The following is a 12,138-nucleotide window of genomic DNA, read 5'->3' as shown; positions in this document are numbered from 1 at the left end:
AAGCGTACGGGTTGAAAGTCGAGCGCCCACGTCGAACAACCCGACTCGGCGTATACACTCCCCGCCTGTGATGACCGACAGCACGCCAGATGTGGTGCAACCGCACCGAATATCCGTCGTTGTGCCGGTTTACCAGGGCGAACGAACCCTGAGCGCGTTGATCGACGAGATCTTGCCTCTCACGGAAACCACGTCGACACCCGGCGGGCGACCGATGTTCGTCGAAGAGGTGCTCCTCGTGTTCGATCACGGACCGGACGGTTCCGCCGAGGTGATCCGCGCACTCGCGAAGCAGCACGACTTCATCCGGCCGATCTGGCTCTCCCGTAATTTCGGCCAGCATCCGGCGACGCTGGCCGGTATCGCGTCCAGTGGTGGTGAATGGGTCGTCACCATGGACGAGGACGGCCAACACGATCCCGCGGACATCGGTGGTCTCCTCGACACCGCGCTCGACGAGCAGGCGACACTGGTCTACGCGCAGCCGGTGAACGCCGCACCGCACGGGGTTCTCCGGAATGCGGCATCGAAGTCGTCGAAGTGGCTCACCACCAAGATCCTGTCGTCCGAGAACTCGATCAAGTACCAGAGTTTTCGGCTCGTTCTCGGGGAGGTCGGCCGGTCGGTCGCCGCGTACGCCGGTTCCGAGGCCTACCTGGATGTCGCGCTCGGCTGGATAGCCGGGGAGGTCACCACCAGTCCGGTTCGCCTGCGGGAAGAACGCGGACGTCCCTCCGGCTACCACCTCAGAAGTCTGCTGTCACATTTCTGGCGGATGGTCCTCTCCAGTGGAACCAAGGGTCTGCGAATGGTGAGCCTCATCGGCTTCCTGTTCGCATTGGGCGGGCTGGTCATCGTCTTCTACGTCTTGGTGTCGTACCTGTTCTTCGACGCAGCCGCCGAGGTGCGCGGATGGGCGTCGACGATGATCGTGATGCTCTTCGGTTTCGGGGCCGTGCTGTTCTCGCTGGGCGTGATCGCCGAATACATCGGTGTGGCCGTGAAAACGGCAATGGGCAAACCGCCCTATCTGATAGTGAGCGATCCGGCAGACGGCCCCCTGGGTCGCCGAGACGGCACCCCACCGCCAGAACCCCGATGAGTATCCCGACGTGGGTGGTCGGCAGCGGCGGCCTCCTCGGCAGCGGTGTGGCCCGCGATCTGCGCCGACGCGGACACGACGTGCGCACCAGCCGCGTACCGTGGGGCAATTCCGAAGCGGCGAAGAACATCCTGGTCGCCGATGCCGAAAAGCTGCTCTCCGACGCCGCGGGCGGTCCGTGGCGACTGGCGTGGTGTGCCGGTGCCGGTGTGAACGGCACGAGCAGCGCCGAGTTCGCGCGGGAGAACACTCTGATGGGCGAGGTGCTCGGTGCGCTGGGTACGACCGGCTCTGGGTCCGGAACCGTCTTTCACGCATCGTCCGCCGGCGGCGTCTATGCAGGCACCCTCGGCCCACCGCACACCGAGGCGAGCGCCACATCACCGCTCGCCGACTACGGGCGGGCGAAACTCGACGCCGAAGCAATCGTCGGACAATTCGCCCAAAGAACCGGAACCCGAACTGTCATAGGAAGATTCGCGAACCTGTACGGCCCGGGGCAGAATCTGGCAAAACCGCAGGGCCTGATCTCGCACCTGTGCCGCGGCTATCTGATGTCGATGCCCATATCGATCTACGTGCCCATGGACACTCTGCGGGACTACATCTACATCTCCGACGCCGCCGAAATGGTCGCCGACAGCTTCGTCAGGGCCGAACGCGCACCGTCCGATGTCGTCACCAAGATCTTCGCGTCCGGTCGTAGCGTCACGATCGGCGCAATTCTGGGTGCGTGCCATACCGTGTTCCGGAAGCGGCCCAACGTGGTTCTCGCCGCCTCGCCGCTGGCGTCGGCACAGGCAAGGGACCTCAGACTGCGATCGATCGTGTGGACCGATCTGGACAGACGAACACACCGACCGCTACCGGCGGGGATATCGTCGACTCTCGATTCCATCCGTCACGGACTGGCCGTCCGCTAGCTACCGGTGTTCTTCTCCCCGGCGGCGGCGTACGCCTGCTCGGTGGCGTCCTTCCGGGGACGCCACCACTGCTCGTTCTCGCGATACCAGGCGATCGTGGACTCGAGTCCGCTGCGGAAATCGCGGTAGCGCGGTACCCATCCCAATTCGCTGCGAAGCACGGTCGAATCGATGGCGTATCGAAGGTCATGGCCGGGCCGGTCGGTGACGAAGTCGAACTCGTCGCGTCCATGTCCGAGGACGTCGAGAATCGACTCCATGACCGTGCGATTGTTCACCTCACCGTCAGCGCCGATCAGATACGTCTGTCCGATACGTCCGCCGTCGACGATCGCCCACACCGCACTGTTGTGGTCGTCGACGTGAATCCAGTCTCGAACGTTCGATCCGTCGCCGTACAGCTTCGGGCGTAGCCCGGCGAGAACATTGGTGATCTGTCGCGGAATGAACTTCTCCACGTGCTGGTACGGGCCGTAGTTGTTGGAACAATTCGACAATGTCGCCCGAACCCCGAACGATCGCGTCCACGCCCGCACGAGCATGTCGCTCGAGGCCTTGGTCGCCGAATACGGGCTGGACGGGTTGTACGGCGTGGATTCGGTGAACCGCTCCGGATCGTCGAGCTCGAGATCTCCGTACACCTCGTCGGTGGAAATGTGGTGATACCGGACGTCGTACTTGCGTACAGCCTGCAACAGGGTGAAGGTACCGACGATGTTGGTGTGCACGAACGGCCAGGGATCACCCAACGAATTGTCGTTGTGGGACTCCGCGGCGAAATGCACCACCACGTCCGTTGCTCCGACCAACTCGTCGACGAGGACGGCATCGGTGATGTCGCCGTGAACGAACGTGATCCGATCCGCGACGGAGTCGAGTGAAGCGCGATTTCCGGCGTACGTCAACGCGTCCAACACCGTGACCTCGACGCCCGGACGTTCGGCCACCGTCTGCCGGACGAAATTGGCGCCGATGAATCCGGCCCCACCAGTGACGAGCACTCTCATGTTCGTTCCTCCACGATCATCGAATGTGGCCGGTCGACCTGACCGGTCACCCACGATACTGTGCGCCCGAGATTTGTTTCTCCGCCGAACACTGGAACACTGCCAGGCATGCGCGGAATCATCCTGGCGGGCGGAACGGGGTCGAGATTGCACCCCATCACACTCGGAGTGAGCAAACAGCTGGTGCCGGTGTACGACAAACCGATGATCTACTACCCGTTGAGCACGCTGATGCTCGCCGGGATTCGCGACATCCTGATCATCACCACCGAAGACGACGCCCCGCAGTTCCAACGGCTTCTCGGCGACGGCTCGCAGTTCGGCGTCAACCTCACCTACCGAATCCAGTACGAGCCCAACGGCCTGGCCCAGGCGTTCGTTCTCGGAGCCGATCACATCGGTTCCGACACCGCTGCGCTGGTGCTCGGCGACAACATCTTCTACGGTCCCGGTCTCGGCAACAAGCTCACCCGCTTCGAGCACATCGAAGGCGGCGCCGTCTTCGCCTACCGCGTATCCGACCCGAGCGCATACGGGGTCATCGAGTTCGACAGCGCCGGTAAAGCCGTCTCGTTGGAGGAGAAACCGACACACCCGCGCTCCAACTACTCCGTTCCCGGCCTCTACTTCTACGACAACGACGTCGTCGCGATCGCCGAGAATCTCGAACCTTCCGCCCGCGGCGAATACGAGATCACCGACGTCAACCGAGCGTATCTGGATGCCGGACGCCTCGCGGTCGAAGTACTCCCACGCGGCACGGCCTGGCTCGATACCGGTACCTTCGATTCACTGCTCGACGCGTCGAACTTCGTACGGACCATCGAGGAACGACAGGGCCTCAAGATCGGCGCCCCCGAGGAAGTAGCGTGGCGGCACGGCTTCATCACCGACGACGAGCTTCGGCTGCGCGCCGAGACACTGCTCAAGTCGGGTTACGGCCGGTATCTGCTCGACCTCCTCTCACGCGGCAAGGACTAGTGACATGACAGACGTTCAGGTAGCGAGTCGGTATCGCGAACTGAAGATCTCCGGAGCGTGGGAATTCACGCCGGTGCAGTTCGGCGACGACCGCGGGCTTTTCCTGGAGTGGTTCCGCGAACCCGGATTCTCCGAGGTTGCCGGCCGCACTCTGGACTTGCGTCAGGCCAACTGCTCGGTATCGGCAGCGGGAGTCTTGCGCGGCATTCATTTCGCCGACGTTCCGCCTGGTCAGGCCAAATACGTCACCTGCGTGACGGGCGCGATTCTCGACGTCGTGGTCGACCTTCGTGTCGGCTCACCCACATTCGGGCACTGGGACTCGGTACTCCTCGACGACGTCGACCGGCGGGCCGTCTTCATCTCCGAAGGACTCGGACACGGGTTCCTCTCGCTCGAGGACAACTCGACCGTGGTGTACCTGTGCTCGTCCGAATACGCCCCGGACCGCGAGCACGAGGTTCATCCCCTCGATGAAGAGATCGGCGTCGACTGGCCCACCGTCGGCCGCAACGGAGAACCACTGACCGTCACGCTGTCCGCCAAGGACTCGGCGGCACCCTCACTGCACGACGCCCTGGCCACCGGGCTGTTGCCCTCGTTCGGCGAAGGCTGATGGCCGCACCGGACTCCACGGCGACGCCGCCGGCCGGGATGACCGGCAAGCCCGGTCCGCTGATGCGGATCGTCAAGAACCAGGCCCTCGCCTTCCTCCTGGTCGGCGGTGTCAACACCGTTCTCGGCACCGTCTGGTTCGTGGTCTGGCAGGTCACGCTCGGTAGCCGGTTCGGATACCACTTCGCGATAGTCGCCGGATACCTCTGCAACGTGCTGTGCGCGTTCGCGATGTACCGATATCTCGTCTTCGAAGTCCGCGGTCATTTCCTGCGCGACTTCTGGCGATTCGTGATCGTCAACTCGGGTGCGTTCGCCGTCAACCTGGCATTGATGACGCTCGCCGTCACCGTCCTGCATTTCCCGCCCATTCCGTCGCAACTCGTGATCACCGCCGTCACCGCAACGGCAAGTTTCTTCGGCTATCGCGATTTCTCGTTCAGCAGGCACAAGAGAACAGGCACTTCATGACTCCGCGCGTATCGATAGTCGTTCCGGCGTACAACAATGCCGACTACATCGTGGAAACCGTCGACTCGATCCTGAACCAGACGTTCACCGACTTCGAAGTGATCATCGCCGATCACTCGTCCACCGACGACACCATGACGGTCCTGTCCCGGTATGCCGACGACCCGCGCATCGAGATCCTGACCACCGAGGCCGGCGGCGGCGCCAAACGCAACTGGGACCGCGTCAGCGAAGCCGCAAACGGGGAACTGCTCAAACTCGTCTGCGGAGACGACACCATCTATCCGGATTGCCTCGCCAAACAGGTTCAGGCCTTCGACGAAAACCCGTCGGTGGTGTTGGTGGCCTCACAACGCAAACTCGTCGACGCGAACGGCAAGACGATCCTGTCCGCACGCGGACTGGCCGGACTGAAAGGGCTCGTCACCGGGCGGGCAGCGGCCCGCAAGACCGTCACCGCCGGCGCCAACATCTTCGGCGAACCCGGTTGTGTACTCATGAAACGTTCGGCACTCAAAGCTGCCGGATGGTGGGACGACACCAACCCGTACGTCATCGACGAAGCCACCTACACGGCCGTCGCCCTGCAAGGTGACGTGTACGCCATCCCCGAACCCCTCGCGTCCTTCCGCGTCAACGCCGGTCAATGGAGCGTTCGTCTGGCAAAAGAACAGGCCGGACAAGCTGCGGCATTTCACAAAGCCCTGCGAGAATCGGATCCGACACTCGTATCGGCGACAGACGTCCGCATCGGCGACCTACGTGCACTGGCAACCTCGTTCATGCGTCGTGGCGTGTACCTGATGTTGCGTCACCGCATGTCCTGACGCCGACACACCTTCGACGACCAGTGAGGGGACGGGCACCTCGATGACCGAACGCCGGAGCCGACGACTCTGGTGGGCGGCCGCCGTCATCGCGATCGGCGGCGGAACACTGGCGTGGGCGGCACCGTCGCTGACCCCGGGTACCGTCGCATCGCCCCCGGTCGTCGTCATCACCACCACACCCCCCGCGCCGGTGATACCGCTCCCACCCGAAGAAATCACCGCACGCGTCATCCCGACCGTGGTGACCATCACCGCCACAGCAGGATTCACCACCACCGCCGGAACCGGCATCGTCCTCTCACCGGACGGGGTGGTGCTCACCAACCACCACGTCATCAGCGGCGCCTCCGACATCTCGGCGGTCAATCTGTCCAACGGGCTGATCTACGACGTGGACGTCCTCGGCTACGACAGTGTCCACGACCTGGCGGTACTGCGCCTCGGCGGTGCGTCGGACCTGCCCGTCGCCGTCGTCGGGACATCCGCCACTCTCAGACGCGGCGATACCGTCACGGCCATCGGAAACGCCGAAGGCGGTGGTGTTGCGGTCCCGGCACCGGGTACCGTCACCAATCTCGGTGTCACCGTCGATACCCGTAACTCCACCACCGGATCGCGCAACCAGTTGAAGGGCATGGTCGAGGTGGATGCCGATATCCGGCCGGGCGATTCCGGTGGGCCGCTGGTCAACTCCGTCGCCGAGGTCGTCGGGGTCAACAGCGCGGGCAACGCCGTCTCCGAACGAACCGACACCTCCCCCGCGCCACAGTCGTATGCCATCCCCATCGACGACGCCATGACGGTCGTCGACCAGGTGCTCGGCGGACAGTCCACCGAGACGGTCCGCGTCGGGCCGACACCGGTGCTCGGCGTGGCTGTCAAGGATCACCGAAACCCACCAACCGGGGCGGAAGTGGTTGCCGTGAACTATGATTCGCCCGCCGAACATCTCGGGCTGACGAAGGGTTCGGTGATCACCAGCTTCGCCGCCAACCCCGTCGCCTCGTCCGCGGATCTCACCCGCGTGATGAGCACTCACCGGCCCGGTGACCGGATCGACGTGAACTGGCTCGATGCCGACGGCGTAGCCCGATCGGGTTCGTTGATCCTGGTGCCGGGTCCACCGCGCTAGGTCGAGCGGGTCAGCATCTCGAGTACCGCCGAACCGATCGCCCGACCCAGTAGCGGCGGGACCGCGTTGCCGATCTGCTTGGCGATGGTGGTCCGATTGCTTCCCGCGAACCGGAACGAGTCGTCGTACGACTGCAGACGGGCGCCCTCACGCGGCGTCAGCGCCCGATCCAGATACGGATGAATGCACTTGTTCGACGCCGGATGCACGAAGTTGACGGTGATGGTCGGTGCCGGTTCGTCCGCGGCCAGCCGGGAGTAGGAACTGGAGAATCCGGTGGAGATCAGGTGCGTCGGGATACTCGAGCGGTTGGGCCCGGAATAGCTGATGATCTCGAGCATTCTCGCGGTGTGCCTGGTGGAATTGTGCAGGGTGAGTTCGGCGGCGTCGCCGCGCCGCGCCGCCTGATATGCGTTGTGTGGGAGTGCATCGTATTCGACAGCGAACTCGCCACTGGCGATCTTCGGCAAGTCACCGATCGCGTCCATCACCGTCCAGGCAGGCGGCAGGTCGCCGGAATCGGAAGCACCCGGCCGCAACATTCGCGCCTTGTCCTGGATGCCGATGGTGCGAAATATCCCACGATGCGTCGGTGTCGGCCAGACCACCGGCTCCTCCGACCTGGTGCCGATCACGATGAGTCGCTCGCGCTTCTGCGGCACCCCGAAATGGCCGGAATTGAGGATCCGCCAATCGGTTCGATATCCCAGCGCCGAGAACGCCAGCAGTACCGCGTCCAGATCGGCACCTCGATTGTGTGTCGCCAGACCGACCACGTTCTCGAACACGAACACCTGCGGCCGCCAATACCCCACATACGCGGCGAACTCCTCGAACAGTGTGTTGCGAGGATCGTCGTAGGTCGTCGAGCGGTTCGGGCGAATCGACGAGAATCCCTGGCAGGGCGGGCCACCGATGATCACATCCACTCCCCCACGATCGACCGCCAGCCGCTGCGCCACCTCGGGCCGCGGTACCGCCCGGATATCCCCGGCGACAACCAGCGCATCCGGATGGTTGAGGGCGAACGTGTCGATCGAACTCTGCAGCAGATCGATTCCGTAGATCACGTCGAACGGTCCGGAGTTCTCGAATCCCTTCGAGAAACCTCCGGTTCCGCAGAAGAGGTCCATGACCGTGAATCGACGGCGAGGCGTCACCGTCCGAGGAAATCCACGTCGTCCAACTCTTCGACGACGGTGATCTTGCGCTTGCGTCCACCGATCACCTTGCCCAGACCACGAAGGCCGCCCGGCGGTTTGGGGGCCGGCGGGATCCGCTGCGGCGCGACCCGGGTACGTGCTGCTCGCTGAACCGGCTTGGCCACCACGGCAACGGGTTCGGGAGCCTTCGGCGCGGGCGCATCGACAACCGGATCCGCTGATTCGATGTCCAGGTTTTCCGCCGCCACGGTTGCCGGTTCCGCAGCGTCGACGTCAGGCGTTTCGGCGCCCGGTGTTTCGGCGCCCGGTGTTTCGGCGCCCGGTGTTTCGGCCTTCGCGTACACGGCCTCCATGTACGCACCGTGGACCACGACCGACGGCTCGGCCACCGACTCGGGCAGCACTATCGCATGTCGCCCGGTATCGGTTTGTCGGTCGATCCTTTCGGCCACGACGCCCGGTGCGCCGAACGCGGGGATCTGCAACGCCCATCGGAGTCGATCGCCCAGTGCGCGCTCGACGAGTTCGCTCCGGATGTCATCGTGCCAGCGCGCATGTTCGCCGTCCCCGAAAGCGGTCGTGTCGGAGCTGACCCACACCACCTCCGAGTCGGGGTTACGATCCGCCAGATCCAGAACTGTCAGCCAGTTCATCGTCACCGGATATCCGTCACGCTTTTTCTTCGCGACATACGGGCGGCGCAGCGAAATCGCTCGCGCCGCGACGTCGAGGTGCGAGGCGTCCACCGGATCGAGTACCTCCACCCCGAGCCCGACCAGTTCTTCCACCACGTCGCCGACGTAACTGTCCGCCTTGTCCTGGGCGGCATCGACGAATCGGGTGAGATCGCGTCGCAAACCGAGTCGGTCGTACATGCGGGCCTGCACACTGAGCGCAGCGATCATCTCCGCTGATTCGTCCCGATAACGGCCGGCGACCTCGAGCACGGCCAACCGTGGAACAACCACACGATGACCGTGCGCTCTCGCGTCGGCGATCGCGGATTCGAACAACGCTCCTCGACCGAGGGCTGATGAATCGAGGACGATGATCATGCGCTGATTCTCTCTCGAGATACGGGACGAATACGTCTTTTACCTCGGAACTGTTATTTGATCTTGAAGATCACCGCACGCTGGACCACGAAATTGATGACCGTCGCGGTTCCCTGAGCGATGACGAACGCGAGCGGCAGACTCCACCACTCGTCCGGGAGCGCGTGATAGATCACCGCGTTGAGTCCTACCTGAATGGCGAATGTCACCGCGTACAACGCGACCACTGCCACGAAGCGCGCCCGCGAGGGCTCGGCTTTGAACGTCCACCGTCGATTGATCAGATACGCCGTGGTGGTACCTGCGACGAAGCTGATCGCCTTCGCGGCACTGATGTCGAGTCCCACCACTTTGAACAGCAACGTGTACAGACCCAAGTCGACGATCGCCGACAGACCACCGGTCACGATGAAACGGACCATCTGGGTTTTCAGGTCGAGCGCGTCGTCCGCGATGCTCGTAGTGACGGGAATCTCGACGGGCAGCGGAACGTGCGGCTCGTGCTCGTGATTTGCAGGCGTGTTCGGCACGAGCACGAGACTAGCCACCTGTGCGCCTTTGTTAACCGCGGGCGGTTAATAAAGGCGCACAGCGGCACTTGGTCGTTACTGCCAGGTAGCCTCTACGTTGATGTCCACGACAGCAGAAGAGACGCCGAGGCCGGCTCTCCACACCCAAGCCCGCACCCTCACCGGTTGGGGACGCACCGCCGCTACGACGGCACAGGTGTTGTCCACCCCCGACGTCGAAGTGATCGCAGGCGCGGTCGCCCAGGTGGCGGAGAAGAACGATTCCAAGCCCGCACACCTGCGACGGGGTGTCATCGCGCGCGGCCTGGGCCGCTCCTACGGCGACCCGGCACAGAATGCCGGCGGCCTGGTCATCGACATGAATGCGCTGAGCCGCATTCATCGCATCGACCGTGAGACCGCGCTGGTGGACGTCGACGCCGGGGTGAACCTCGATCAGCTGATGAAGGCGGCCCTGCCGTTCGGCCTGTGGGTTCCGGTGCTTCCGGGCACCCGTCAGGTCACGATCGGCGGCGCCATCGGATCCGATATCCACGGCAAGAACCATCACAGCGCGGGCAGCTTCGGCAACCACGTCGTGTCGTTGGATCTGCTGACGGCCGACGGCAAGATCCGCACCCTCACTCCCAAAGGCGGGCGCAACGATCCCAAGGCCGCTCTGTTCTGGGCGACGATCGGCGGCATGGGCCTGACCGGCATCATCTTGCGCGCCACCATCAAGATGACGCCTACCGAGACGGCGTACTTCATCGCCGACGGTGATGCGCCGAGCACGCTCGACGAAACCATCGCGTTGCACAGCGACGGCAGTGAGGCCAACTACGAGTACTCGAGCGCCTGGTTCGACGCGATTTCCGCGCCGCCGAAGCTTGGTCGCTCAGCTATGTCTCGCGGTTCGTTGGCAAAGCTCGACCAACTTCCGGCGAAGCTGCAGAAGAACCCGCTCAAGTTCGACGCGCCGCAACTGTTGACGTTCCCGGATGTCTTCCCGAACGGTTTGGCCAACAAGTTCAACTTCTCCGCGATCGGCGAGCTCTGGTACCGCAAGGCGGGCACGTACCGCGGCAAGGTCCAGAATCTGACGCAGTTCTATCACCCCCTCGACATGTTCGGTGAGTGGAACCGCGGCTACGGGTCCAACGGTTTCCTGCAGTATCAGTTCGTGGTTCCGCCGGAGGCCGTCGACGAGTTCAAGAAGATCATCGTCGACATCCAGCGCAGCGGTCACTACTCGTTCCTCAACGTGTTCAAGCTGTTCGGCGAGGGTAACCAGGCACCGCTCAGCTTCCCGATTCCGGGTTGGAACATCTGCGTCGACTTCCGTATCAAGCCGGGTCTGAACGAGTTCGTCACCGAACTCGACAAGCGGGTTCTCGAATTCGGTGGACGCCTGTACACGGCCAAGGATTCGCGCACCTCGGCCGAGACGTTCCATGCGATGTACCCGCGCATCGACGAGTGGTCGGCGACGCGCCGAAAGTACGATCCGACAGGCGTTTTCGCCTCCGATATGTCCAGAAGGCTTGAATTGTGATCAATGCAGTAGGTAATCCGCAGACGCTTCTCCTCCTGGGTGGCACCTCCGAGATCGGCCTTGCCATCTGCGAGGAGTACCTGAAGAAGGGCCCTCTGCGCGTGGTGCTGGCTGCGCTGCCCGGCGATCCCGGCCGTGACGGCGCGGTCAAGCAACTCGAGGCGAAGGGCGCCACCTCGGTGGACCTCGTCGACTTCGACGCCGTGGATTTCGAGAGCCATCCCAAGGTGATCGACGAGGCGTTCGCGAAGGGTGACGTCGACGTCGCCATCGTCGCGTTCGCACTGGACGGCGATTCCGAGGAGCTGTGGCAGAACCAGCGCAAAGCCGTGCTGGTCGCGAACGTCAACTACACCGCGTCGGTGTCTGTTGGTGTGCTCCTCGGCGAGAAGTTCAAGGCTCAGGGCTACGGCAAGATCATCGCCATGTCCTCGGTGGCAGGTGAACGGGTCAAGCGGGCCAACTTCGTCTACGGCTCCACCAAGGCCGGTCTGGACGGCTTCTACCTGGGCCTCGGTGAGGCGCTGGCAGAGTTCGGTCCCCAGGTCACCGTCGTTCGTCCTGGCATGGTGCGCACCAAGTTCAGCGCGCACGTCAAGGAAGCTCCGCTGACGGTCAACAAGGAAATCGTGGCGACGCTGGCCGTTGCGGCATCCGACAAGGGCAAGGAAATCGTCTGGACGCCGGGTCCGTGGCGTTTCGTGATGATGGGCCTGCGCCACGTGCCACGCTCGATCTTCCGGAAGCTGCCGGTTTAAGCTCCTCTCCGTGACACAGACAACCACCGCTCCCACA

General features: G+C 63.6%; 13 protein-coding genes. 9 read left to right on the top strand and 4 right to left on the bottom strand.

Translation table 11 applies throughout. The annotated features are described in order from the left end of the window. The first annotated feature begins 70 nt into the window (after positions 1 to 70). Positions 71 to 1,102, top strand: coding sequence for a glycosyltransferase (locus tag ABH922_RS24625; protein WP_424809775.1), 1,032 nt, complete (start codon positions 71 to 73; stop codon positions 1,100 to 1,102). Then, entirely contained in the window at positions 1,099 to 2,025 is a 927-nt protein-coding gene (locus ABH922_RS24620) for an NAD-dependent epimerase/dehydratase family protein (RefSeq protein ID WP_424809428.1), read from the top strand. The genes ABH922_RS24625 and ABH922_RS24620 overlap by 4 nt, the downstream gene beginning before the upstream one ends. On the opposite strand, the gene rfbB is transcribed toward ABH922_RS24620, so the two are convergent. Further along, positions 2,022 to 3,032 (bottom strand): dTDP-glucose 4,6-dehydratase, encoded by a 1,011-nt coding sequence (gene rfbB, locus ABH922_RS24615; RefSeq protein WP_424809427.1) that lies wholly within the window; start codon positions 3,030 to 3,032, stop codon positions 2,022 to 2,024. The two genes, ABH922_RS24620 and rfbB, sit on opposite strands and share 4 nt — an antisense overlap. A 108-nt stretch (positions 3,033 to 3,140) precedes the next feature. On the opposite strand from rfbB, the gene rfbA reads away from it, so the two are divergent. From rfbA to ABH922_RS24590, 5 genes are read left to right on the top strand one after another with little or no spacing between them, the layout of a single operon-like run. Beyond that, positions 3,141 to 4,013, top strand: a complete 873-nt coding sequence (gene rfbA, locus ABH922_RS24610; RefSeq protein ID WP_424809426.1) for a glucose-1-phosphate thymidylyltransferase RfbA — start codon at positions 3,141 to 3,143, stop codon at positions 4,011 to 4,013. Between the two features lie 4 nt (positions 4,014 to 4,017). Continuing rightward, a complete protein-coding gene (locus ABH922_RS24605) occupies positions 4,018 to 4,629 on the top strand; it encodes a dTDP-4-dehydrorhamnose 3,5-epimerase family protein (RefSeq protein WP_424809425.1) in 612 nt (203 codons plus the stop codon). After that, a complete protein-coding gene (locus ABH922_RS24600; RefSeq protein WP_424809424.1) occupies positions 4,629 to 5,099 on the top strand; it encodes a GtrA family protein in 471 nt (156 codons plus the stop codon). Before ABH922_RS24605 ends, ABH922_RS24600 begins: the two co-directional genes overlap by 1 nt. Further along, a complete protein-coding gene (locus tag ABH922_RS24595) occupies positions 5,096 to 5,926 on the top strand; it encodes a glycosyltransferase family 2 protein (protein WP_424809423.1) in 831 nt (276 codons plus the stop codon). The genes ABH922_RS24600 and ABH922_RS24595 overlap by 4 nt, the downstream gene beginning before the upstream one ends. 43 nt (positions 5,927 to 5,969) lie before the next feature. Next, positions 5,970 to 7,061: a S1C family serine protease gene (locus ABH922_RS24590; RefSeq protein ID WP_424809422.1), complete on the top strand. Its 1,092-nt coding sequence runs from the start codon at positions 5,970 to 5,972 to the stop codon at positions 7,059 to 7,061. On the opposite strand, the gene ABH922_RS24585 is transcribed toward ABH922_RS24590, so the two are convergent. The 3 genes from ABH922_RS24585 to ABH922_RS24575 are packed head-to-tail and all read right to left on the bottom strand — an operon-like array spanning position 7,058 to position 9,827. Then, entirely contained in the window at positions 7,058 to 8,221 is a 1,164-nt protein-coding gene (locus ABH922_RS24585; RefSeq protein WP_424809421.1) for a DNA cytosine methyltransferase, read from the bottom strand. The two genes, ABH922_RS24590 and ABH922_RS24585, sit on opposite strands and share 4 nt — an antisense overlap. Further along, complete coding sequence (locus tag ABH922_RS24580) at positions 8,218 to 9,279, bottom strand: PIN domain-containing protein (protein ID WP_424809420.1); 1,062 nt, start codon at positions 9,277 to 9,279, stop codon at positions 8,218 to 8,220. Before ABH922_RS24580 ends, ABH922_RS24585 begins: the two co-directional genes overlap by 4 nt. 53 nt (positions 9,280 to 9,332) lie before the next feature. Then, positions 9,333 to 9,827, bottom strand: coding sequence for a GtrA family protein (locus ABH922_RS24575; RefSeq protein WP_424809419.1), 495 nt, complete (start codon positions 9,825 to 9,827; stop codon positions 9,333 to 9,335). A gap of 82 nt (positions 9,828 to 9,909) precedes the next feature. Between ABH922_RS24575 and ABH922_RS24570 the strand changes: the two genes are divergently transcribed. After that, entirely contained in the window at positions 9,910 to 11,343 is a 1,434-nt protein-coding gene (locus ABH922_RS24570) for an FAD-binding protein (protein WP_424809418.1), read from the top strand. Further along, positions 11,340 to 12,101, top strand: a complete 762-nt coding sequence (locus tag ABH922_RS24565; RefSeq protein ID WP_424809417.1) for a decaprenylphospho-beta-D-erythro-pentofuranosid-2-ulose 2-reductase — start codon at positions 11,340 to 11,342, stop codon at positions 12,099 to 12,101. The genes ABH922_RS24570 and ABH922_RS24565 overlap by 4 nt, the downstream gene beginning before the upstream one ends. Positions 12,102 to 12,138 lie beyond the last annotated feature (37 nt).

Origin of the sequence: Rhodococcus sp. 27YEA15, assembly GCF_049739425.1 — a bacterium.
Lineage (GTDB): Bacteria > Actinomycetota > Actinomycetes > Mycobacteriales > Mycobacteriaceae > Rhodococcus_F.
This window is presented reverse-complemented; position numbering and strand designations above follow the sequence as displayed.

What these genes read in the sequence shown, in the direction of transcription:
- ABH922_RS24625 (WP_424809775.1), top strand. Translation starts at nt 71, where the DNA reads ATGACCGACAGCACGCCAGATGTGGTGCAACCGCACCGAATATCCGTC.
- ABH922_RS24620 (WP_424809428.1), top strand. Translation starts at nt 1,099, where the DNA reads ATGAGTATCCCGACGTGGGTGGTCGGCAGCGGCGGCCTCCTCGGCAGC.
- rfbB (WP_424809427.1), bottom strand. Translation starts at nt 3,032, where the DNA reads ATGAGAGTGCTCGTCACTGGTGGGGCCGGATTCATCGGCGCCAATTTC.
- rfbA (WP_424809426.1), top strand. Translation starts at nt 3,141, where the DNA reads ATGCGCGGAATCATCCTGGCGGGCGGAACGGGGTCGAGATTGCACCCC.
- ABH922_RS24605 (WP_424809425.1), top strand. Translation starts at nt 4,018, where the DNA reads ATGACAGACGTTCAGGTAGCGAGTCGGTATCGCGAACTGAAGATCTCC.
- ABH922_RS24600 (WP_424809424.1), top strand. Translation starts at nt 4,629, where the DNA reads ATGGCCGCACCGGACTCCACGGCGACGCCGCCGGCCGGGATGACCGGC.
- ABH922_RS24595 (WP_424809423.1), top strand. Translation starts at nt 5,096, where the DNA reads ATGACTCCGCGCGTATCGATAGTCGTTCCGGCGTACAACAATGCCGAC.
- ABH922_RS24590 (WP_424809422.1), top strand. Translation starts at nt 5,970, where the DNA reads ATGACCGAACGCCGGAGCCGACGACTCTGGTGGGCGGCCGCCGTCATC.
- ABH922_RS24580 (WP_424809420.1), bottom strand. Translation starts at nt 9,279, where the DNA reads ATGATCATCGTCCTCGATTCATCAGCCCTCGGTCGAGGAGCGTTGTTC.
- ABH922_RS24570 (WP_424809418.1), top strand. Translation starts at nt 9,910, where the DNA reads ATGTCCACGACAGCAGAAGAGACGCCGAGGCCGGCTCTCCACACCCAA.